The sequence below is a fragment of the Streptomyces sp. 142MFCol3.1 genome (assembly GCF_000424945.1).
GTDB lineage: Bacteria > Actinomycetota > Actinomycetes > Streptomycetales > Streptomycetaceae > Streptomyces > Streptomyces siamensis.
This window is the reverse complement of record NZ_AUKV01000010.1, coordinates 219680-241374: the sequence shown is the minus strand read 5'-3', so window position 1 is coordinate 241374 and position 21695 is coordinate 219680. Positions and strand designations below refer to the sequence as shown.

General features: G+C 71.9%; 22 protein-coding genes. 15 read left to right on the top strand and 7 right to left on the bottom strand.

Annotated features, from left to right (window positions below):
- The first annotated feature begins 488 nt into the window (after positions 1 to 488).
- Positions 489 to 1424: an anti-sigma factor RsbA family regulatory protein gene (locus H305_RS0116950; RefSeq protein ID WP_028801416.1), complete on the top strand. Its 936-nt coding sequence runs from the start codon at positions 489 to 491 to the stop codon at positions 1422 to 1424.
- A gap of 147 nt (positions 1425 to 1571) precedes the next feature.
- Positions 1572 to 1943: a DUF5133 domain-containing protein gene (locus tag H305_RS56395; protein ID WP_420708079.1), complete on the top strand. Its 372-nt coding sequence runs from the start codon at positions 1572 to 1574 to the stop codon at positions 1941 to 1943.
- A gap of 89 nt (positions 1944 to 2032) precedes the next feature.
- On the opposite strand, the gene H305_RS0116940 is transcribed toward H305_RS56395, so the two are convergent.
- Together H305_RS0116940 and H305_RS54035 are read right to left on the bottom strand one after the other, a co-directional pair.
- Entirely contained in the window at positions 2033 to 2443 is a 411-nt protein-coding gene (locus H305_RS0116940) for an STAS domain-containing protein (protein ID WP_028801415.1), read from the bottom strand.
- A 461-nt stretch (positions 2444 to 2904) separates the two neighbouring features.
- Positions 2905 to 3051, bottom strand: coding sequence for a hypothetical protein (locus H305_RS54035; protein WP_179332276.1), 147 nt, complete (start codon positions 3049 to 3051; stop codon positions 2905 to 2907).
- A 335-nt stretch (positions 3052 to 3386) separates the two neighbouring features.
- Here H305_RS54035 and H305_RS0116925 point away from each other — a divergent pair, with 335 nt between their 5' ends.
- From H305_RS0116925 to H305_RS0116900, 6 genes are all read left to right on the top strand, one after another.
- A complete protein-coding gene (locus H305_RS0116925) occupies positions 3387 to 5045 on the top strand; it encodes a PP2C family protein-serine/threonine phosphatase (RefSeq protein ID WP_037764227.1) in 1659 nt (552 codons plus the stop codon).
- Positions 5042 to 6151 carry a cobalamin B12-binding domain-containing protein gene (locus H305_RS46245; protein ID WP_420708078.1) on the top strand — a complete coding sequence of 370 codons (1110 nt, stop codon included), beginning with the start codon at positions 5042 to 5044 and terminating at the stop codon, positions 6149 to 6151. Before H305_RS0116925 ends, H305_RS46245 begins: the two co-directional genes overlap by 4 nt.
- Positions 6148 to 6531, top strand: coding sequence for an STAS domain-containing protein (locus H305_RS46240; RefSeq protein ID WP_037764224.1), 384 nt, complete (start codon positions 6148 to 6150; stop codon positions 6529 to 6531). The genes H305_RS46245 and H305_RS46240 overlap by 4 nt, the downstream gene beginning before the upstream one ends.
- A 188-nt stretch (positions 6532 to 6719) precedes the next feature.
- Positions 6720 to 7112, top strand: coding sequence for a PRC-barrel domain-containing protein (locus H305_RS0116910; protein WP_234020931.1), 393 nt, complete (start codon positions 6720 to 6722; stop codon positions 7110 to 7112).
- 51 nt (positions 7113 to 7163) lie between these two features.
- A complete protein-coding gene (locus H305_RS0116905) occupies positions 7164 to 7535 on the top strand; it encodes an STAS domain-containing protein (RefSeq protein WP_028801412.1) in 372 nt (123 codons plus the stop codon).
- The gene (locus H305_RS0116900) at positions 7532 to 7978 is read left to right on the top strand and encodes an ATP-binding protein (protein ID WP_051370656.1); all 447 of its coding nucleotides are present in this window, start codon (positions 7532 to 7534) and stop codon (positions 7976 to 7978) included. Before H305_RS0116905 ends, H305_RS0116900 begins: the two co-directional genes overlap by 4 nt.
- 36 nt (positions 7979 to 8014) lie before the next feature.
- On the opposite strand, the gene H305_RS0116895 is transcribed toward H305_RS0116900, so the two are convergent.
- Together H305_RS0116895 and H305_RS46235 are read right to left on the bottom strand one after the other, a co-directional pair.
- Positions 8015 to 8965, bottom strand: coding sequence for an ornithine cyclodeaminase family protein (locus H305_RS0116895; protein WP_028801410.1), 951 nt, complete (start codon positions 8963 to 8965; stop codon positions 8015 to 8017).
- A complete protein-coding gene (locus tag H305_RS46235) occupies positions 8962 to 9738 on the bottom strand; it encodes an IclR family transcriptional regulator (protein WP_037764221.1) in 777 nt (258 codons plus the stop codon). Before H305_RS46235 ends, H305_RS0116895 begins: the two co-directional genes overlap by 4 nt.
- A 107-nt stretch (positions 9739 to 9845) precedes the next feature.
- Here H305_RS46235 and H305_RS46230 point away from each other — a divergent pair, with 107 nt between their 5' ends.
- Both H305_RS46230 and H305_RS46225 read left to right on the top strand, forming a co-directional pair.
- Positions 9846 to 11228 carry an amidohydrolase family protein gene (locus H305_RS46230; RefSeq protein WP_051370694.1) on the top strand — a complete coding sequence of 461 codons (1383 nt, stop codon included), beginning with the start codon at positions 9846 to 9848 and terminating at the stop codon, positions 11226 to 11228.
- The gene (locus tag H305_RS46225) at positions 11225 to 12304 is read left to right on the top strand and encodes a dipeptidase (protein WP_037764219.1); all 1080 of its coding nucleotides are present in this window, start codon (positions 11225 to 11227) and stop codon (positions 12302 to 12304) included. The genes H305_RS46230 and H305_RS46225 overlap by 4 nt, the downstream gene beginning before the upstream one ends.
- A 109-nt stretch (positions 12305 to 12413) precedes the next feature.
- Here the strand turns inward: H305_RS46225 and H305_RS49425 are convergent, their stop codons facing one another.
- Positions 12414 to 13202, bottom strand: a complete 789-nt coding sequence (locus H305_RS49425; protein WP_158690544.1) for a hypothetical protein — start codon at positions 13200 to 13202, stop codon at positions 12414 to 12416.
- A gap of 322 nt (positions 13203 to 13524) precedes the next feature.
- On the opposite strand from H305_RS49425, the gene H305_RS0116870 reads away from it, so the two are divergent.
- Both H305_RS0116870 and H305_RS0116865 read left to right on the top strand, forming a co-directional pair.
- Positions 13525 to 14877, top strand: a complete 1353-nt coding sequence (locus H305_RS0116870) for a transaminase (RefSeq protein ID WP_028801408.1) — start codon at positions 13525 to 13527, stop codon at positions 14875 to 14877.
- A 44-nt stretch (positions 14878 to 14921) separates the two neighbouring features.
- The gene (locus tag H305_RS0116865) at positions 14922 to 15362 is read left to right on the top strand and encodes an Lrp/AsnC family transcriptional regulator (RefSeq protein ID WP_028801407.1); all 441 of its coding nucleotides are present in this window, start codon (positions 14922 to 14924) and stop codon (positions 15360 to 15362) included.
- Positions 15363 to 15456: 94 nt separating this feature from the next.
- Here the strand turns inward: H305_RS0116865 and H305_RS0116860 are convergent, their stop codons facing one another.
- Positions 15457 to 17652: an FUSC family protein gene (locus tag H305_RS0116860; protein ID WP_078629103.1), complete on the bottom strand. Its 2196-nt coding sequence runs from the start codon at positions 17650 to 17652 to the stop codon at positions 15457 to 15459.
- A gap of 285 nt (positions 17653 to 17937) precedes the next feature.
- Here H305_RS0116860 and H305_RS0116855 point away from each other — a divergent pair, with 285 nt between their 5' ends.
- Positions 17938 to 18594, top strand: coding sequence for a GNAT family N-acetyltransferase (locus tag H305_RS0116855; RefSeq protein ID WP_028801405.1), 657 nt, complete (start codon positions 17938 to 17940; stop codon positions 18592 to 18594).
- Positions 18595 to 18760: 166 nt separating this feature from the next.
- Here H305_RS0116855 and H305_RS0116850 read toward each other — a convergent pair whose 3' ends face one another.
- Positions 18761 to 20215 (bottom strand): MFS transporter, encoded by a 1455-nt coding sequence (locus H305_RS0116850; protein ID WP_028801404.1) that lies wholly within the window; start codon positions 20213 to 20215, stop codon positions 18761 to 18763.
- A gap of 170 nt (positions 20216 to 20385) precedes the next feature.
- Here H305_RS0116850 and H305_RS0116845 point away from each other — a divergent pair, with 170 nt between their 5' ends.
- Both H305_RS0116845 and H305_RS46215 read left to right on the top strand, forming a co-directional pair.
- Positions 20386 to 20841, top strand: a complete 456-nt coding sequence (locus H305_RS0116845; protein WP_028801403.1) for a MarR family winged helix-turn-helix transcriptional regulator — start codon at positions 20386 to 20388, stop codon at positions 20839 to 20841.
- An 89-nt stretch (positions 20842 to 20930) separates the two neighbouring features.
- A complete protein-coding gene (locus H305_RS46215; RefSeq protein ID WP_078629090.1) occupies positions 20931 to 21575 on the top strand; it encodes a 3'-5' exonuclease in 645 nt (214 codons plus the stop codon).
- Positions 21576 to 21695 lie beyond the last annotated feature (120 nt).

Genomic DNA, 21695 nt, shown 5'->3' with positions numbered 1-21695 from the left:
CAGGGCGCGTCTGCCCTGCTTCATGTGGGTCATGCCTGCCGGTTCCGGAAAATCTCTGGAAGGCGATCTTCCGCGGACGTTCCGTAGCCGGACCGGTCAGTGCTTCCTCACGAAGCCGTCGTCCGGATGCAGTTCGCGCAGTGTCTTCTCGCGGGCGCGGTGGACGGTTCGGTGGACAGGCCTCGGGGCAGGGGAGCGCCGGGGCGCACCATGGGCGGTGCTCCTAAGCCGCCGGGCCACAGGACCGGGGCGACGGTCGCCGAGTAAGCTGGGTTTCGGGGTGAGCATGTGGGCATGGAGCAGCGAGAAGGCACTTTTCCGCCACTTCTGACCCTTCTGTGCCTCGGGACCGAGCCGCTTGCCCCACGCGGTTGGAAGCAGGCCCTCACAGCCTTGTCCGGCCGCGGAGTTCACCGAGCGGCGCACTTCAGCGGTCGTGGCTCTTTCGTGCGGGCGCGGTGCGACGGCCGGACGCCAGGGGCGGTGACATGACGCCCGCGACGCCGCCCGCCGAACCCTTCGCCCACCCCGCTCTCCTCTACGACGGCGACCGGGAGTACGTCGACGGCACCGCTCCCTTCGTGCAGGAGGGACTGGCCGCCGGGCATCCGGTCGCCGTGGCCGTGCCGGTCCGACGGCTCGGACTTCTCCGGTCCGCCCTCGGCGCGGACGCCGACCATGTCCGCTGGATCGACATGACCGAGGCGGGACGGAACCCCGGCCGGATCATTCCCTCGGTGCTGCGCGCCTTCGCCGATGCCCACCCGGGCAGGCGCGTGCGCATCGTCGGCGAGCCGATCTGGGACGGGCGGACGTCCGTGGAGTACCCGGCCTGCGTCCAGCACGAAGCGCTGATCAATGCGGCGTTCGGCGGACGCGACGTCACGATCCTGTGTCCGTACGACGCACGGGCCCTGGCCGAGGACGTGATCGCGGACGCCCATGCCACGCACCCCGTCGTGATCCGTGCGGGCCGGGCCGGTGTCAGCCACGCCTACGACCCCGACGGCGTGCTCGCCCGCTACAACGAGGCGCTGCGGCATCCGCCGGGAGCGGCGGCGGTCCGGTTCGACGCCGGGTTCCTCCCGGCCGCACGGGACTTCGCGGTCGCCGAGGCGCGCGAGCGGGGGATGGGACCGGCTCGCCTGCAGGACCTGAACCTCGTCGTCGCCGAGCTCACGACCAACAGCGTCGTGCACGGGGGTGGTTCGGGGACGCTGCGGATCTGGGCCGAGGACGACCGGATCGTGTGCGAGGTGCAGGACGAGGGGCGCCTGTCGGACCCGATGGCCGGGCGGCGCCCGGTGCGGCCCGACCAGATCGGCGGGCGCGGACTGTTCCTCGTCCACTTCGTCTCCGACCTCGTCCGGGTGCACACCGGGAGGTTTGGGACCACCGTGCGCAGCTATCTCGCCCGCGCTTGATCTCTTTCGCCGCCCGCTTCCCCGCGGTCGGCCCCGCTTCGCCGTGGTGCCCCGACGTGTGCGGACCGGCTTCGCGATTGCGCCAAAAGGGTTGTGAGAGGGGGTACTTGTGAATGAAGAGGCGACAGGCGGGCACACGAAGGCCAAATGGAGAGAGGAGCCCTCGCCGTGCTCGTGCCTGACCCGAAGGTAGTGCGGAGGCTGTTGACCCGCTACGCGTCACTGAAGATCGCGTACGCCGAGAAGGAGACCCTCGAGACGGCTCGCGCGCTCGAGGACGTCACCTACACGCTCTGTGTGATGACGGGGACCAACCGCGTCCACGACGCCGTGGCCGCCGCGGACGCCCTGCTGGTCGCCGCAGGCGGACAGCGCGGATCCGCTGACGAGGAGGGACGGGAACAGCCCCCCTTCCCCGTGGCCCGTGTACGGCCGCCCGTCGAGGCGGTCGCCGCGCACGGCCGGCCGGCCACCGTGCCCGGCAGCCGGGGCGGCGCCGTGCCCGGGACGCTCGTCTGACGGGGCGTGCCGTTCGCACCGTGCCGGTGAGGGGCGTTGTCGCCACCCCCGCGGGGGTGGCGACAACGCCCCTCACCGGTCGCCCGTCCTCAGGCGCCCGGCGTGTCCGTCCGGTCCTCGGGCGAGGGCTGCGCCGTTCGGGCGTCCACGTGTGCCAGGGCCTCGTCGACGCTGTCCGCGAGCGACACGGTGAGACTGACCCCGGTGAGGTCGAGGATGCGCCGCACGGCCGGTGTGGGAGCGATGACGTGCACGCTGCCCGCCACTTCGCGTGTCTCCTGGTAGCCCCTCAGGATGACGTTCATCCCCGACGAGTCCATGAACGGGACGCCCGACAGATCGAGAAGGAAGTGCCGGCGTCCGTGATGGAGCTGATTGGCCAGATGGTGGTGCAACTCCGTCGCCGTGTCGATGTCCAGGAAACCGTCCACGGCCAGCAGGGCGGCGTCTTCGCGGGGCACGGAGACATCGATCGACAACGGATTCTGGGCTCCGGACATGGATTCCTCCCACAGGTAGGACAAGTAGGAGGCCTGGTAACCCGTTTGTTCGATTCGACGCGTCGCGGAGACGGATCTTTTTCGCCCGGGCCGCTACTCGCCCCGATGCCGCCAGTACCAGACGAGGCCCGTGCCGGCCGCACAGAGGAAGATCACGGGGAGGATCAGTCCCGGGATGCGGTCCGCCGTCATGACGGGATCCCGGTGGGCGGCCGGGCCGAGGAGTCCCCGGTGTCGGGCATTTCGTTCCGTTCGCGACAAGGCGTGGGCCCCCGGAGTGCGCGCGCGGCGACGGGAGCAGGACGTGCGACGCTCGCACCCCGGGTGGCGTGAAGTCAATGATGGCGGCAGGAACCCCGTCTGGTCCCGGCCCGCGGAAGCGGACTTCTGTGCGAGCAGGTCCCACGGCGCTCATCGCTCCGGTGCGAGCCGAGGGCACCCTCGGCGCCGGGCGGCGGCGGTCAGTGCCGTCCGCGCAGCCTGCCGAGGAGCCGCTGCGCCTGCGCCCGGCGACGGGGGTCCGCCGCGGCCCGGCGCACCTCCTCCGTGGCGCGCCGGCCCTGCGGGCTGCGCGCGAACTGCTTGATCCGGTCCACGATTCCGGGCATGACGGTCCTCCAGGCAGGGGTTGGCTGTGGTCGCTCGTAGCGTGCGGCTACCCCGTCCCCGCCGGTACAGGCCCACGCGCCGGGGCGCGGCGGGCGGTGACCCCGCGCCCCGGTCCCGGTCGTCTCCCGCTCGCCCGCCGGGCGGGCGGACGCGGCATCTGCGGACGCGGCATCTCTGGGCAGGGCCAAAACACATGGTGACCGTCACGAATGTTCTCGGAGGGACTTGGGGTCAGCGACTTGCAGTCGCACCGCCGGGCGCGAGATGGTTGTCGGAAGGAAACAATCTCAGCCGACCGGAAAGGTGGTGGGCCCGCCTACGCGGGCCCTTGCTCGTGGACACTTCCCAGCAGCCCCCTGCCAGCCCGCGCAGTGTCGGCCTCGGCGCGACGTGGGGTTCCGCCCCCTACCCCGTGGTGGTCGCGGACCCATCCGGTGGCGTGGTCGAACTGAACGCGGCCGCGGCCGTGCTCTTCCCTGGTGCGGTCACCGGCTCCTGGCTGACGGATGTGACCCCGGCGTGGATCGCCGACGCCCATGCCCGCGTCCGGACCCGCCCGGAGGGCGGCGAGTTCGGGTGGCCGGCCCACGGCGCGGTCGGGGACCGGACCTTCGAGGCGCATCCCACCTGCACCGACGACGGCGACGTGATGTGGTGGCTGGTCGACGACACCGACCGGCGGCTGGCCGAGGACGCCCTCAAGAGCGAACGCGAGCGCACCGCTTTCCTGGCCGGCGCGTCCAGCGCCCTGTTGTCGTCGCTGAACGTCGAGCGCTGTATGGAGGTCACGGCCCGCCTGGCCGCCGAACACCTCGCGGACGCCGCGGTGATCGTGGCGCCGCCGCGCGGCATGAACGTACCGCTGACGTACTGCGGGCCCGACGGAGCGGTCACGCACCGCACGGTGCAGGAGAACATCGACCTCCTGCCGGGACTCAGCGACGCCCTGCGCGGATTCCCGCCCGTCCCGTCCCGCTGGATCGATCCGGCCACCGTGCCGGCCTGGGCCGTCCCCGACGGCTTCGCACAGCCCGTCGGCTCCGCCGTGGTGACACCGCTGCCCGGTCACGGGGTTCCGGCCGGTGCGCTGGTCCTGCTCCGGGCCCGCGACCGGGCGGCCTTCTCGGAGGGCGAGGAGATCTTCGCCCGGCTCTTCGCCTCGCGGGCGGGCGCGGCCATGTCGGCGGCCCGCATGTACGCCGAGCAGGCGGCCATCACCACCACGCTCATGCGTGAGCTGCTGCCGCCGACGCTGCACAGCGTGCACGGCGTGGAGTTCGCCGGGAAGTACCGGCCCTCGGGCCAGGCCGACCGGGTGGGCGGCGACTTCTACGACGTCCACCCCGGTACGGACGCGGGCCAGGAGTCCCTCGTCGTCCTCGGGGACGTGTGCGGCAAGGGGCTGGAAGCCGCGGTGCTGACGGGCAAGATCCGCAACACGGTGCAGGCGCTGCTGCCGCTGGCCGACGACCACCAGCGGCTGCTCGGCCTGCTCAACGGAGCGCTGATGAACTCCCATCACGCCCGGTTCGCCACCCTGGCGCTCGCCTCCGTCGTGCGCCGCGGCGGCACTGTCCATCTTCGCGTCACCAGCGCGGGCCATCCCGCGCCGCTGATCGTGCGCGCCGACGGGCAGGTCGAACAGGCGCCGACACGCGGGACGCTCGTCGGCGCGTTCTGGGATGTCAGCTCCACCACGGCGCACCTCGAACTGGCCCCGGGCGAGACCTGTCTCTTCTTCACCGACGGCATCACCGAGGCCCGCGGCGGCCCGCTCGGCGACGAACTCTTCGGTACCGAGCGATTGGAGGCCGCGCTCACCCAGTGCGCGGGCATGCCCGCCGAGGCGGTCGTGGAGCACGTGCAGATGCTCGCGGCCCAGTGGGTCGGACGAGGCGGCCACGACGACATGGCGACCGTCGCCGTCACCGCACCCCACCACGCGCACCTCAGTGCGGTGAACGGCCACACCCGGGGCAGGTACACCGCATGATGAGACGTCCCGCCCACGCCGACGGCGGCGTGGCACTCGACGACGCCCGGGAGCGTCTGTGGTCCGCGGTGCACGGCGGCGACGAACACGGCGCCGTCGCCGTCGTCCTCGACGCCGCGAGGTCCTCCGCCGACCTGGAGGCGGTACTGCTCGACCTGATCGCCCCCGTCCAGGCCAAGGTCGGCATGGAGTGGGCGGCGAACCGGCTGACCGTCGCACAGGAGCACACCGCGACCGCCATACACGAGCGCGTCATCGCGGCTCTGGCCCACCACCCCGACCACCGAACAGGCGTACCGGCCGGCCCCCTCGTCACCGTGGCCTGCGTGGACGGCGAATGGCACGCCCTGCCCGCCAGACTGCTGTCCGAGGTGCTGCGGCTGCGCGGCTGGAACGTCGACTTCCTCGGCGCACACGTGCCCACCCCGCACCTCATCGCGCATCTGCACCGGACGGGCCCCCAGGCGATCGCCCTGTCGTCCTCGATCCCCACCCATCTGCCCACGGCGCACAGCGCCATCACGGCCTGTCAGGCGACCGGCGTCCCCGTCATCGCGGGCGGCGCGGCGTTCGGGCCCGACGGCCGCTACGCCCGCGCGCTCGGGGCGGACGCCTGGGCCCCGCACGCCAGGGAAGCGGCCACGATCCTCGAGAAGGGCCTGAGCCGCCCCGATCCGCTGGCCGCCCACCAGGTCGTGGACGACCTGCCCCATCTGGCCGACCAGGAATACACCATGGTCGTGCGCACCACGCACCAGCTCGTCAAGGGGACGTTGACGGAACTGGAGGACCGGTTCGCGCCGATGCGCGGCTACACGGAACGCCAGCGCCGGCACACCGCCGAGGACATCGCCCACATCGTCGAGTACCTGGCCACCGCGCTGTACGTCGCCGACGACGAGCCGTTCGCCCGGTTCATCCTTTGGACCGCGGACATTCTCACGGCCCGACGCGTTCCCGCCCGCAGCCTCGACCCCGCTCTCGACCTGCTGGCCGCACAGCTCAAGGATTTCCCGCGCGCCTGTCACGCACTGGCCCACGCACGGGAGGCGCTCAGGACCCGAACGCCGGCACAGAAGATCCCCCGCCCCGGAAAGCCCGCATGACCACTTCACATCATCCGTCCTTCTCGCTCACCGTCGAGGTCGAGACCACCGAAGCCGTCGTCCGCGTCGTCGGTGATCTCGACCACGAGACGTGCGACGCGTTGGTGAGCACCGTCCGACAGACCCTCGCCGGCCGGGGCGGTGGCCCCCACGGCGTCCAGGGGCTGCACGTGGACTTCGCCGGACTCGACAACATCGACTCCATGGGCCTTTCCGCCCTGCTGATGATCCGGCGTCAGACGGACGCCGCGGGGGTCCGTCTGCATCTCGACGAGCGCCCGGCCGGCCTCGAGCGGCTCCTGGACATCACGGGAACGCTCGCCCACCTCACCGCACCCTGCGACGTGGGCCGACGCGAGCAGCGCCCGGGAGCCGGCTGACATCTGGGGGCCTCGGACGGAACAGGGGCGTGCGGGCATGCCCCGGGCGCTATCACGGCAAGGGAAAGTGCACCGAATGCAGGGCGGCCGACAGGGTAATTGCAGCCCTGGAGCGCGACGCGGACGGATTTCCCCCCACCGGGCCTCCGCCTGCCGGTTCCCGCCCAGGGCGGGAAACGCCGGTGGCGATGCCGGTGACACAGAAGGAGTACATGGTGACTGTCGACAGAATCTGGTCCTACGCCCCTGAGTTCGGTCATCCCGAGGCCCATGAACTCACCGGATACTCCGTCGAGGCGACCGACGGGACGATAGGGCATGTCGACCGGCAGGCCGACGACTCCGGCATGCGTCACCTGATCGTCGACACGGGTGTATGGGTGTTCGGGAAGAGCGTGCTCGTTCCCGTGGGTGTCGTGGCCGGGATCGACACGGAGAGCCAGAAGATCACCGTGTCGTGCACACGGGAGGAGATCAAGTCGGCCCCCGTGTTCAAGACCGACCGTGAGACGTTCGACCCCGCATACTTGGCCGACGTCGGCAGCTATTACCGGAGCCTGCCGGCCGGAAGGCCAGACTGATGGGCAGCGCGAGGCGTGCCCCTGACAGAGCAGACCGGAAAGAGTGTGCAGATGCCCGACGAGTTGCAGGCCACGGTCACGCACGGGGCGGCCCAAGACGCCTTCGTCGTACGCGTGGGCGGCGACATCGATTACGAGAGCGCCCCCCGGCTGGAGGAGGCCCTCCACGAGGCGCACCGAGTGGGCGCCTCGCGCACGGTCGTGGATCTCTCGCGAGTGGCCTTCGCGGACTCCTCGGTCCTGCACGTCCTCCTCGAAGCACAGCGTGCCCACCGGTCCCGCGAAACCGTCATGGTGGTGTGCGGACCGTTCAGCGACATCGTTCGGAGGCTGTTCGAGGTGACAGGGACCGAGGACTTCTTCGTCCTCGTGGACAACGTGCAGGCCGCCTTGGCCCTCCCGGACCAGGCGACCGAGCGATGAACCATATCAACGGCCTTCCGGCAGCTCACGAGAACCTGGCCCCGCTCCCGGCGAGCGGTCACGCCATCACGAGTGCGGCGGCGGCACGCGACCACGTCCGGTCGTTGCTGCGCGAGCACTGGAATCCGTCCCAGGGCGCGATGGGCCCGGACGCCGTCACCGACCTCCTCCTCGTCGTCTCCGAACTGGTGACGAACGCCATTCGGCACGGCGGGGGGCTGGCCGGCTTCACCGCGACGGTGACCGACGGCGGCATACTGCTCGACGTGCGCGACAACAGCGATGTCGTCCCCACCCCGGCCCACGGCACCGGGGAGTTCCCCCAGGGGCACCAAGTCAGCGGCTACGGCTGGCCGTTGATCATCCGGCTGTCCCGCGACATCACCATCGAACCGGGTCCGCGGGGCGGCAAGTCGGTCAGGGTCTTCGTCCCCCTGGCGTGAAGCGGAGGGTGGGCAGGCCCGGCATATGGCCCGCGGTCACATCGCCACGGGCCGGCCCCACCCGCGCTCGACGGCCACGGCGTGGGCGACGTGGGCCGCGGCGACGTCCAGGGCGGCATGCCCGGTCGACTTGAACAGCGTCAGTTCGCTCTCGTCCAGGCGGCCGGGGTGCCGTCCGGACAGGACGGAACCGAGGAGCGTGACGGTCCGCCCGGCCGGGAGGTCCTGCAACTCGTGGGCGCCGGACGGCGGCCGGGTGTCCGCGGCGCCGGGCCACTCGGCGAAGAGAGCGGCGTCACGCACGGTGTCGGCGTCCACCTCCGGACCGTGGGATCCGCCCACGGAGCTGATGTGTGTGCCGGGGGAGAGCCAGTCTCGGCGGATCACCGGCCGCACGGCGCCGGTGCAGCAGAAGACCGTGTCGGCTTCGCGGACGGCCGCCTCGACGGTGTCCGCGGCCCGGGCGGCCGGATGCGGCGCGGCGGCGCTCTCCGCGCGTCGCCGGTCGCGTCCGGCGACGACGACGGGGACGCCGGGGTCGAGCGCCGCCAGCAGTCCCACCTGGGCTCGGGCCTGCGCGCCGGTCCCGACGACGGCGATGCGCTCGGGCCGGGGCCGGGCCAGCGCGCGGGCGCTGACGGTGGCGACCGCCGCCGTGCGGATCTCGGTGAGCGGCTCGGCGTCCATCAGGCAGAGCGGGCTTCCGTCCTCGGCGTCGAAGAGGGCGACGACGCCGCGGTGGCTGCTGCGCCCCGGCCGTGCCGGATCACCGAACACGGAGACGAGTTTCGCCGCGAGGCCGAGCCCGGGAACGTATCCGGGCATGGCTCCGAGCAGACCGCCGGGGGCGCGGGCCGCGATCCGGGGCGGCGCGGAGGCCTCGCCCCGGCCGACGGCGATCAGAGCCGTCGCCACGGCGTCCATGACACGCCGCGGTTCGAGCGCCGCGCGCGTCCGTGCGCCGTCGAGGAAGAGCAGCTCGCTCATGCCGTCCCCTCCGCCGTCCCGGACGGCCCCGCCGAGCCGGTGAGGAGCGAGGACAGTGCGTCCGTCGCTTCGCAAAGGGCCCGGCGCAGTTCGGGCAGACGGGCCTCGTCGAACTCCGCGGCGAGGCCGACCACGGTCACCGCGCAGACGGGTCTGCCCGGTTGGGGCACGACCGCCCTGCTCAGCGAGGCGACGGGTTGTTCATTGCGTCCGTACTCGACGGCGAATCCGGTGCGTTCGGTGCGCTCGACGTCGGCCAGCAGACCCTCCGGACCGCTCAGCGCGTGACCTGCTTCCTCGGCGACGCCCAGATACGGGGCCCGCTCCGCGGGGGCCAGCGCGGCGACCAGGGCCAGCGGTCCGGCGAACCGGTGCACCGGCAGGGCCTCGCCCATCAGACGGGTGATCATCGAGAGACGGTCGGGGCGCACGACGTCGATCACCCGGGAGCGGTCGGTCTCCGGAACCTGGAGATTGACCATCATGCCGGTGCGCTCGGCCAGCGCCGTGAGGACCGGCCGGGCGAGGGCGACGAGCGAGTTCCGGGCCGCGGACGACGACAGCTGGAGGACCGCGGTGCCCGGCAGATAGCGGTCGCCCGCCCGCAGCACCCAGCCGCGGCGCACCAGGTCGAGCAGCACGCGATAGGCGGTCGCCCGGTGCAGGCCGACCTCCTCGGCCAGGTCGGTCAGGCGCAGGGGATGCGGTGAACGGGCCACGGCCTCGACCAGGTCCAGCGCCTTGTCGACGGCGGTGCGCGGTGCTTCGGGCAATGCCCACCCCTCCTTGTGGTGTCCGCGACGGCGAGCGTACGGTAACGCATGTTTCGGCAAGCGATACAGCTGTTTCGTAGAGCGTAACAACGATATGCGAGGTGAAGATGGCGGACGAGACTTCGGGTGCTCCGGTCCCGTACGCGCCCCCGGCTGCGGGAACCGTGGCGGTGTACCGGGGAGCCACCCTGTTCGACGGAACCGGGAGTCCGTCCCGGCCTTCCACGTCGATCGTGATCGACGGCCAGTACATCCTCGCCGTCGGCGACGACGCCGAGATCTCCGCCGAACTGCCCGCGGGCGCCGAGGTTTTCGACCTGGACGGCCGCTTCGTCGTCCCCGGTCTGATCGACTCGCACCAGCACCTCGCGACGCCCCCCGACCGGCCGGCGGCCGAGGCGGTGCTGCGCCGGCTCGTGTACAGCGGCGTCACCGCCATCCGGGACATGGCCGACGACCTGCGGCAGGTGGGCGACCTCGCACGGGCCTCGCTCGTCGGAGAGATCCCGGGACCGGACATCCGGTACGCCGCGCTGATGGCGGGCCCGGGGTTCTTCGACGATCCGCGCACCCACCAGGTCACCCAGGGTGAGGTGCCGGGGGCGGTGCCGTGGATGCAGGCCGTCACGGCCGACACGGATCTGCGCCTGGCGGTCGCCCTGGCGCGGGGCACCCATGCTGCGGCGATCAAGGTCTACGCGGATCTCGACCACGGCACCGTCGCCGCGATCACCGAGGAGGCGCACCGCCAGGGCATCCCCGTGTGGGCGCATGCCGCCGTGTTCCCCGCCACGCCCCGACAGGTCGTGCTGGCCGGTGCGGACAGCGTTTCGCACGTCACCCTGCTCGCCTTCGAGGGCCGGGACGCCGAGTTGACGAGCTACAAGCACAAACCGCCTGTCGACCACGACCGGTTCGCCGCCGGCGACGACCCCCGCGTCGAGGAACTCTTCGCCCTGATGCGCCGACGCGGCACCGTGCTCGACGCGACCGCCGGAATGTGGGCGAGCGACGCCCTGGCCCAAGACGGGCCCGAGGCCGCGGCCAAGGCGGCGGCCGACTCGGAACTCGCCGCCCGCCTCACCGCGCAGGCCCATCGCGCCGGAGTGGACATCTGCACGGGCACGGACTACGAGACCGACCTCAAGGACCCGTTCCCCGCCCTGTACGAGGAGTTGGCCTTCCTCGTGGACCGCTGCGGGATGCCGCCCGCGGACGTGCTGCGCTCCGCCACGCTCCTGGGCGCCCGGAGCGCCGGCGCCGAGGACATGAGGGGAAGCGTCGAAGCGGGCAAGCTGGCCGACTTCGTCGTCCTGGACGCCGATCCGCTGGCCGACATCGGTCATCTGCGCAGCGTGTCGCTGACCGTCAAGCGCGGACGCCGCTTCGAGCGCGGCGACTTCGTACCCGAAGCGCCGGCCGCGGAGACACAGCACCGCACCCCGAACCCGGGAGACCGGCAGCCCCACCGCGTCGAGGAGACCCGATGACCACCACACCCATGATCATCAACGCGCTCGGCCAGCTCGACAATCCCAACGCGCCCAGGTCGGCCGAGGCCGCCGCCGAGCTCAACCCCTCCAGCGAACAACTCACCGTCGACGCCCGGACCCTGGCCGACGCCCGCGCCTCCGGCCTCACCGCGGTCAACGTCACCCTGGGATACACCATGGGCGACATGCCGCCGTACGAGCACACTGTGCACGAGATCGCCGTGTGGGACCGCATCGTCCAGGACAACGAGGCCGACCTTTTGAAGGTCCGGACCGTCGCCGATGTGCACCGGGCCCACCGCGAGGGCAGGATCGGCGTGATCTACGGCTTCCAGAACGCCGTTGCCGTGGGCGAGGACACCGGTCGCGTCGCCACCTTCGCCGAACTCGGCGTCCGTGTGGTCCAGCTGACGTACAACCAGGCCAACCACATCGGCGACGGCTCGATGGCACCGGACAACCGGGGCCTGACCGACTTCGGCCGCCGCCTGGTCGACGCGCTCAACGAGCACCACCTCATGGTCGACCTCTCTCACAGCGGGGAGAACACCTGCCTCGACGCCGCGCGGAGTTCGCGCGTCCCGGTGTCCGTCAACCACACCGGCTGCCGCGCGCTGGCCGACCTGCCGCGCAACAAGACCGACGAGGAGCTGCGCCTGGTGGCCTCGCGCGGCGGTTTCGTGGGCATCTACTTCATGCCCTTCCTCGACACCTCGGGACACGCCCGCGCGGCGGACGTCGTCGAACACATCGACCACGCGGTGAACGTGTGCGGCGAGGACCACGTCGGCATCGGCACCGACGGGACCGTCACGACCGTCGACGACCTCGACGCGTACCGGGACCGGCTCGCCGAGCACGTGGAACTGCGCCGTGCGGCCGGGGTCGGCGCGGCGGGGGAGCGCAGCGACACACTGCCCTTCGTGCTCGACCTGCGCGGGGTGGAGCAGTTCCGGGAGCTGATCAGGCTCCTCGAACGCCGCGGGTACCGCTCCGAACGCATCGAGAAGATCATGGGCCGTAACTTCCTGGACTACGCGGAACGCGTCTGGGCCCCGGAGACCTCCGGCTGAGCGCCGCTTCCTCGCGTCCCGCCCGCCCGGTCCTGCGCGGCGGGCGGCACTCTTGCGTCCCCGGGCCGCCGGCCGACGCAGCCACCTCGTAAGCCTGGCCGCGGTGGCGTCAGCCCGATGCCTGGAGCCGCGAGACCCGTTCGAGCAGCGCGCCCGGCGAAGCCGTGCCCTCGGTGGGTTCGCCGCCGGGTGCCGAGGCCGACGGTTCGCCGGTGCCGGCCGGGTCGTCGCCGGCGGAGGCCGAGGGAGAGCCGGTCGCCTCGCCCGCCGGGGGAGTCGGCGACGGTCCCGGCGGTGTCGCGGTCGACCGGCGACTCGGCGAGGGCGCGGCCGTGCCGCGCGAAGGGCCGGGAGGCGGTTGCGTCAGCGGGGGCGTGCCGGCAGGTGCCGGAGCGGACGAACCGTCGGCACGCACCGCGCCGCCCGTGGTGTCGACCTGGGCCGGCCGGGGCGGCGCGCCGAGGCCGCCCCCCGGCGACGGCGACCGGACGGCGCTGCGCCCGGGGCCTTCCCCCGGCGTCGCGGCACCGGTGCCCGCTTTGTCGTGGGTCCGCACCCCACCCGGCAGCGAGAGCCGCGGAGCGGCCGAGTCGGCGCCGCTCAGCACCGCCGCGAGCGTCGCCCCGAAGCAGACGCAGGACGCGGCCACCATCCAACCCATCCCGCGCAGCCATGCGCGCCGACGACCGCTCACGTCCACGAACACGGCTGCGTCCACCGGCGCGCCCGGCGCGGGTGGTGCCGGATCCCCGGCCGGGCCGCGGTCCCTGGGGGCCGGAGTGTCCTTGACCAGGCTGACACGCCGACGGGCCGGGCCCGGCGTCCTGGCCCCGCGGGCGCTCCCGCTCTCCCGTCCGTTGTGGTCCGCGCACGTGGACGCCCCCGTGATGCCTGCCATTCACCGCTCCTCGCTCATCCTCGACGCCGGTCCCGGCGCGCGGCCACGTCTCGTCCGTGACCGGCGGCTCGGGAGGCGAGCGCGGGGTCGCCCACCGACAGGACGGGGCGTGTCCGCGCTGATCCACTCATACGAAGGGCGTCGCTCTGTGACTCATTCCGACCGGATCCGATGCGTCCGCGACGCATCGGGACAGGGGGATCGGTCGTCACCGCGCGCGATTCGATCGTTGAGACGATTGAATCGATCGTAAGAACTTGCCGACGCGGCGTTTTCACTCGTAGCATCGGCGTATCCGGTCAGCATACGAAGGGCACATCCGATGGATCGCATCCGCCTGCAGCAGCTCCTGGCCCGTGAGAGCGCCGAAGCCGCGCGCCGCAACCCGCGCTCCAAGGCCGCCTATGCGCGGGCCGACCACCTCTTCGGCCGGGTTCCGATGACCTGGATGAACAAGACCGCCGCGGGAGCCTTCCCCCGCTACCTGGACACCGCGCGCGGCGCCCGCGTCACCGACATCGACGGCCACGAGTACATCGACTTCTGTCTCGGGGACACGGGCGCCATGGCCGGACACTCGCCCGAGGTGGTGGCCGAGGCCGTCCAGCACCAGTTCGCCGAACGTGGCGGCGCCACTGCCATGCTGCCGACCGAGGACGCCGAATGGGTGGGCGCCGAGCTCACCCGCCGCTTCGGACTGACGCGCTGGAGCTTCTCGCTGACCGCGACCGACGCCAATCGCTGGTCCATCCGGCTGGCCCGCGCGGTCACGGGCCGCCCCAAGATCCTGGTGAACAGCTACAGCTACCACGGAAGCGTTGACGAGTCGCTGATCGTGGTCGGACCCGACGGCCACGGCACCGCCCGGCCCGGCAACGTCGGAGCCCCCTGCGACGTCACGCTGACCAGCCGGGTCGCCGAGTTCAACGACCTGGCGCAGCTGGAACGCGAGCTCGCCCACGGCGACGTCGCCGCGGTCCTGATGGAGCCCGCCCTCACCAACATAGGCATCGTGCTGCCGGAACCCGGCTACCTGCAAGGCGTGCGCGCCCTCACTCGTCGGTACGGCACGCTCCTCATCAACGACGAGACGCACACCTTCTCCGCCGGACCGGGCGGCTGCACCGCCGCCTGGGGCCTGGAACCGGACGTGCTCACCATCGGCAAGGCGATCGGCGGAGGCATCCCGGCCGGCGCCTACGGGCTCTCGGCCGAACTCGCCGAGCGGCTGCTCGACCGCGACGACCTGGACCTCGTGGACATGGGAGGCGTCGGGGGCACCCTCGCCGGCAACGCCCTCTCCGTCGCCGCCATGCGCGCCACCCTCGAACACGTCCTCACCGACGACGCCTTCGACGCCATGTCGAAGCTGTCGGAGCGATTCGAGGCCGGGGTGCGCGCGGGCATCGACACCTGGTCGCTGCCGTGGTCGGTGAGCCGCCTCGGCGCCCGCACCGAGTACCGGTTCGCGGATCCGGCGCCGCGCACCGGAACCGAATCGGCCGCGGCGTCCGACACGGAGGTGGAGGACTTCCTCCACCTCTACCTCGCCAACCGCGGCATCCTGCTGACGCCGTTCCACAACATGGCGCTGATGTGCCCGGCCACCACGGAACAGGACGTGGACACCCATACCGAGGTCTTCGCCGCGGCCCTCGCCGAACTCGTCGGCTGACCCACGCCGTTAATCTTGGACCGGGCGAGCCGGAGAGGAACAGCGTGGACGAGATCGACCGGGCCATCCTGCGGGAGCTGCAGATCGACGGGCGCATCGCCTATGCCGAACTCGGCCCCAAGGTGGGCCTGTCCGCGTCGGCGGCCCGCCAGCGACTGCAACGACTGCTGGACACCCAGGCCGTGCAGGTCGTCGGAGTCACCGACCCCATGGGCATGGGCGGGCAGTCGATGGCGCTGCTCGGCATCGCCGTGGACGGCGATCCGCGTGCCGTCGCCGACGAACTGGCCGAGCGTCCGGAGGTCGTGTACTCGGTACTGACCTCCGGTGGCTTCGACCTGTTCGCCGAAGTGGTCTGCCCGGGGCCGAGAGAACTGCTGGACTTCGTCAACGACGTGGTCCGCCCCCTCGAAGGGGTCGGCAAGGTCCAGTCGTTCCCCTACTTCGGCATCCACACGCACCGGTTCCTGTGGAACGTGGGCTGATCCGGGCGTCGCCCGAGCGGACCGCACGGATCGTGGACCGACCGTACGGTTCGTACGTCGCCCGGCCGGATTTCGCGGCTCGACCCCGAACCGGCTAGGCGACGGTGCTCCTGGCCGACGATCCCTCGGGCCGCGCCACCGGCACCTCCAGGGGCCGGGCCAGTCCGATCACGCCCTCGTCCAGCCGCTGGAGGTGCCGCAGGACCCGGTCCGTCACGCGGTCGTGGCGGGGCGTACCCGGCCGGTCCGTCTCCAGCATGGCCGCGAGGCTCGCGCCGGTCTCGGCCACACCGTCGCTGTCCTCGTCCTCGACACGGGCGATCAGGACGTCGATGTTGTGGGCGATGCGCCGGCCGGCCCCCTTCAGCCGCGGATCCGCGGCCACGGTCTTGCTGTAAGGGAGGAGTTGGGCCGTCGCCGCCAGCGATCGTGCGTGATAGGCGCACGTCTCCAGCAGCGCCACGACGTAACGGGCGGTCTGGCGGCGGGCCCGCAGCGGGGTGATCGGATGGGTCAGCGGCTGCGTGGAGGCCCGCAGATCCTCCAGTGCCGTGTCCAGATCCCGGGCCTTGTCCAGCAGGTCGATCGCCGGACCTCCGCTGAGCTGCTCCACCGCCGCTCCCGTCACGTCGCCGAGCCGGGTCAGCACCGTGGCGAGGAGTTCGTCGGTACGGCGGTCGGTGTTGACCGGCAGGACGAGGGCTGCCGCGATCACACCGCAGGCGGCGCCGAGAGCCGTCTCCTCGATCCGCAGCACCAGCACCTGGGTGCTGTAGGTGTGGAGCAGCGTGTACAGCAGCCCCAGCATCGCCGTCACGAAGAAGGACATCAGGGCGTACGAGAGCGGGGCGGTGAAGAACATGGCGAAGATGAACAGCAGGACCAGCGCGAAAGCGGTCCAGGTGTGGGTGCCCACCAGGCCCGCCAGGCCGACACCGGCGACGACGCCGACGACCGTGCCGAGCAGCCGGCGGTAGCCCTTCACCAGGATCTCCCCGGTGGAGGAGGTGTTGAGGAAGACGACCCAGCAGGTCAGCACCGCCCAGTACCAGCGCTGGCTGGACAGGAGCTCCCCGCCCGCGATCGCCAGCGCCGAACCCACCGACACCTGCACGGCCGTACGGGTCGTGGGCCGCAGTCCCCGACGTTCGTCCGCGGTCGGCTTCTTCTCCTCGGCACCCGCGATGGCGACGTGCTCCGCCTCCAGCTCCTCGCGCGAGCGGGCGGTGGCGGGCGAGTCGTCGGATTCGTCCTGTGGTCCGTCGAGTGCGAGCCGTAGTCCCAGGACGGCGCGCGCCGCCTCGCCGATGCCGCGGAACACGTCCTGCACGGCGGCCGAGGCGCGCGGCAGGTTCTCCTCGTCCCGGTACCCCAGCAGCCGGTTGCGCACCTGGGCCACCGCCAGGCCGCCCGTGTGCGTCACCGGGCGCATGACGAGCACCCGCAGGGAGTCGAGGTCGCGGCGCAGCGTCGTGGTGGTGTCGTCCTGGGGCCGGAGCCGGTCGCCCGGGGCGGGCACCGGCGCGTCCGGCAGATGAAGGGTCAGCGTGTCGGCTCGCTCGGCGCTCCGGGCGGTGAGCAGCAGGACACCCAGCCGCTCCGCGGCGATCTCGGCGTCGGCGACACGACGCTGCACGAGCGCGGCGGTGGCGCGGTCACCGGTGCCCTCCTCCAGCCGCCCCTGGATCATCATCGCGCTCTCGTGCAGGCGCGCGGTGTGGTGTCGTACGTCGTCCAGCGCCTTGTCGGCCTCGTCGGGCCCGGCGTCGAGCAGGTCGATCTGGGCGGACACCAGTTGAGCGAGCCGTGTCCGGAAGGCCTGGCGCAGCCTGTGCAGGATGCGCTCCGGTGTCTCGGGCACGAGGGCGAAGCGCGCCACCGCACTGCACGCGAAGGCGACCGCCACGGTCGCGCACAGCCCCGGGAGGGCGGCGGGCGAGGCCCCGACGAACAGCGCGACGAAGTACGTCTGGAACCCGATGAGTCCGAGTGCCGTGCCACGGTCTCCGAAGCGGCGGCCGTACACCGCGGCGAAGATCAGCGCGATGAAGAAGAGGTCGCCCGCGACGATCCGGGTGCTCAGCAGGGCGCCCAGCGAGAGCGCCGCGAGCGCCACCGGCAGGCCGAGGGCGAGAGTGACGGCCTGCCCGCGCCACTGCTTCTCCTTGAGGGCGAAGGTGGCGACCATGGCCGCCACGGAGCCGGCCACCAGATGTGTCACGGGAACCCCGAAGGGAGCCATCACGGCGAGCGTGAGGGCGATGGCGGCCACGGTGCGCAGACCGGCCATGAGCCGCAGCAGTCCGGGGTCCGAGGCCGCGAACCGGTCCCAGATCTCCGCCGGCCGGGATCGTGCCCGTGCCGTCCCCCGGCCGCTCCCCGCGGTCTTCACGTGGTCGTTCTTCCCGGTCCTCACGTGGCCGTTCTTCCTGCCTCTCCGCACCGCATGATCAGCGGTTCCAGCATGTCACGAGGCGTCGCTCCGCAGCCGAAGTGGTCGAGCCCCCGTTTTTGACCCGGACGAGAGGCGTCAAACCACTTGTGGGAGCGCTCCCAAAATAGTCAGGATGCCTCCATGGAGCCACAGCCGTTCATCCGCGCCTACCGGCCCACCGACCGGGCGGACGTCGCCCATGTGTGCGTGAGCACCGCGGATCTGGGAGGGGACTCACGCGCCCTCTACCCGGACGAGGAGTTGATGCCGTCCCTGTTCGCCGAGCCCTACTGCCACCTGGAGCCCGAACTGGCCTTCGTCCTGGACGACGGACACGGCCGGGTGGTCGGCTACGTCGTCGGCACCGCGGACACCGACGTGTTCGTCAGGGCTTTCCGCGACAAGTGGATCCCGCGCGTCGCCGACCGCTATCCCGCCCCCACCGCACCACCCGTCACCCCCAGCGAGCAGATGATCTCGCTGCTGCACACGCCCGAGCGCATGCTCGTGCCCGAACTGGCCGAGCACCCCGCGCACTTGCACATCGACCTTCTGCCGGACTTCCAGCGACGCGGCCACGGCCGGGCCCTGATGGCCACCTTCCTGGCCGCGTTGTACGACCGCGGGGTGCCCGCCGTCCACCTGGGCATGGTCACCGCGAACGTGGCCGCGCGGGCGTTCTACGACCGTCTCGGCTTCTACGAGATCGACGTTCCGGACCCGGGCCCTCTCACGTACCTGGGCCGATCGACGGCCGTACGGTCGACGTCGCCCGGGGCGGCGCCGACCCTCCCCTGACGACGTGTGAGGCGCCCGGCCGCTGCCGTGACGCCTCCCGCGGGACGGCGCGCGAGCGGCCCCGCGGGACGAAAGCCCGCGGGCCTCCCCGGTACGAAGACGGCCACTGGAACGGAAGCGATGGCCGCCGGGTCCGAAACGCCGGCCCGGGATCCGCTCCGGATGATCAGGCCTCGACCGCGGCCGTCCGGGGCGCGGTGGCCGGATCGCCCTTGCCGTCGCCCCCCGCGGCGCGGGCCGCCGGAATGACGGCCGCGATCGCCGCTGCGATCAGCGCGACCCCACCGCCGAGGACGAGTCCGGTCCGGAAGCCGTTCTCGGAGGTGAAGGTGTAGCCCGTCACGGAAGTGGTCAGCTGCGCGAGGACGACGCCGACCACCGCGGCGCCGACCGAGGTGCCCAGTGCGCGCATCAGCGTGTTGAAGCCGTTGGCGGCCGCGGTCTCGGAGAGCGGGACCGAGGTCATGATCAGGGCGGGCATCGAGCCGTAGGCGAGACCGACACCGCTGTTGATGACCATGCCGACGAGCATGAGGCCCCAGGCGGAGCCCATCAGCGCGAGCGACAGGCCGTAGCCGAGCGCGATGACCAGAACTCCGCAGACCAGCGTGAACTTGGGGCCGCGGGCGTCGGTCAGCTTCCCGCCGAGCGGGGAGACGATCATCATCATGATGCCGCCGGGGGCCATCCACAGGCCGGCCGCGAGCATCGACTGGCCCAGGCCGTATCCCGTGGCCTCGGGGAACTGGAGCAGCTGAGGGATGATCAGCATGCTCGCGTACATGCCGAATCCGACGAAGATCGAGGCGAGGTTGGTGAGCAGGACCCGGGGGCGGGCCGTGGTGCGCAGGTCGATCAGCGGGTCATGGGCCTTCAGCTCCCACACGCCCCACGCGAGCAGCACCACGACCGCAGCGCCGAGCAGGCCCAGGGTCGTCACGGAGCCCCAGCCCCAGTCGGCGCCCTTGGAGACCCCGAGAAGCAGGCAGACCAGGCCGGCGCCCAGGCCGATCGCACCCGGTCCGTCGAAGCGCTGACCCTTGGCGCCGGCCGGTACGTCCGGCACGAGGAACCAGATCAGCGCACCGATCGCCACGGCGAGCGCCGCGGAGCCCCAGAACAGCACGCGCCAGCTCGTGTACTGGGCGACCGCCGCCGAGATCGGCAGGCCGAGGCCGCCGCCGATGCCCATGGAGGCGCTGACCAGCGCGATGGACGAGCTGAGCTTCTCGGCGGGCACCACATCGCGCAGCAGCGCGATACCGAGGGGCACCATGCCCATGCCCATGCCCTGGAGACCGCGTCCGACGATCATGGGCGCGACCGAGGACGAGAGCGCGCACACGACGGATCCCGCCACCAGCGGGACGGAGCACGCGAGCAGCATCCGCCGCTTGCCCACGAGGTCGCCCAGGCGGCCGGAGACCGGGACGCACACGGCCGACACCAGCAGAGTGGCGGTGATCACCCACGCGGAGTTCGAGGACGAGGTGTGCAGGATCTGCGGCAGCTCGGCGATCAGTGGCGTGACCAGTGTCTGCATGATCGCTGCCACGGTGCCGGCGAAGGCGAGCGTGGCGATCACGCCGCCTGCGCGGGCGGTGGGCTGGGGGGCGTCCATAGCGGGACTCCTCGTGTGTCTGACTGCGGGAGCAAGGATGTGCATCGTACATGTCGTATGCATAGAGCATGTGATGTGTCCCATACATGCATGTGTGGGAGGATGGATTCGGGCCGCACCGGAACGAGATGCGCAGGCGGCTTCGCTGAACACGAGGAGGCGGCACGCGGATGGTCAGGCCCACGCACGAGGTCGAGTACGAGCAGATGCTGCTGAGCCGCCACGGCCTCCTGCACTACAAGGGCGGCCGCACCAAGGACAGCGTGCTGGAGCGCAGCGCCTACATCCTGCTCAGCAGGATCCGCGTCCAGGGGCCGATGTCGATCGGTGAGCTGAGCGACGCCTTCGGGCTGGACGCGTCCACCCTCAACCGGCAGACCGCGGCGGCCATGCGCGCCGGGCTCGTGGAGCGCATCCCGGACCCCGAGGGCGGCATGGCCCGCAAGTTCCGCATCACGGACGAGGGGACGCGTCTGCTCGACGAGGAACGGATGGGGCTCATCCGCTCCCTGGACAACGTCATGGCGCAATGGCCGGACGAGGACATCGCCGCGTTCGCCGCCTATCTCCGCCGCTTCAACACCGACATCGAGCGCCTCGGCGGACGCCCCTGGCCCCGGCCCTGACGGCCGCCGCCGCGTGCGCGCGGCGGCGGCCGGTCACCGCCCAAAAAAAACCGCATGCCCCGCGACTTACGCCTGTCTAGGCTCCCCGCATGACCGAGACCGGGGGACTTCTGAATGTCATCGACGTCGAGGCGACCTGCTGGGATGGGCGACCCCCGCCGGGCGCGGTCAGCGAGATCATCGAGATCGGACTGACGGTCGTCGATCTGGGCACGGGCGAGCGCGTCGAGAAGCACCGCCTCCTCGTGGCGCCGGCCCGCTCGGCCGTCAGCCCCTTCTGCACCGAACTCACCGGGCTGACCCGGGAGGAGGTCGCGGCGGGAGTCGGCTTCGCGGAGGCCTGCCGGATCCTGGCCGTCCGGCACCGGGCGGGTGAACGCCCATGGGCGAGCTGGGGCGACTACGACCGCCATCAGTTCATCCGCCAGTGCCGCGCCACGGGAACCACGTACCCCTTCGGCCATCGCCACACCAACGCCAAGGCGGTCTTCACCGACGCGCACGGCCTGCGCAAGCGGCCGGGCATGGCACAGGCGCTGCGCGTCGCGGGACTTCCGCTGGAGGGACGGCACCACCGGGGCGAGGACGACGCCTGGAACATCGCCGCCCTGATCCTCGGCCTCGTCGAGCGCGGCGCCTGGCCGGACCGTGCGGCGCCAAGGAGGCAGCCCCCTGCGCCGCCCGGTTCACCCCGACGGGTTGTTCGACGGCCGGTCCGGGCGCACGGCGAATGAGTAACCGTCCGCCGGGGAGAACCCGGGGCGTACGCGAACGCCGTCGTCGAGGACCCCGCGCGTGTCCGACGTCGTCCTCACCAGGGCGTTACCACCCGGCGCCGTCCCCCGGCGTCTTCG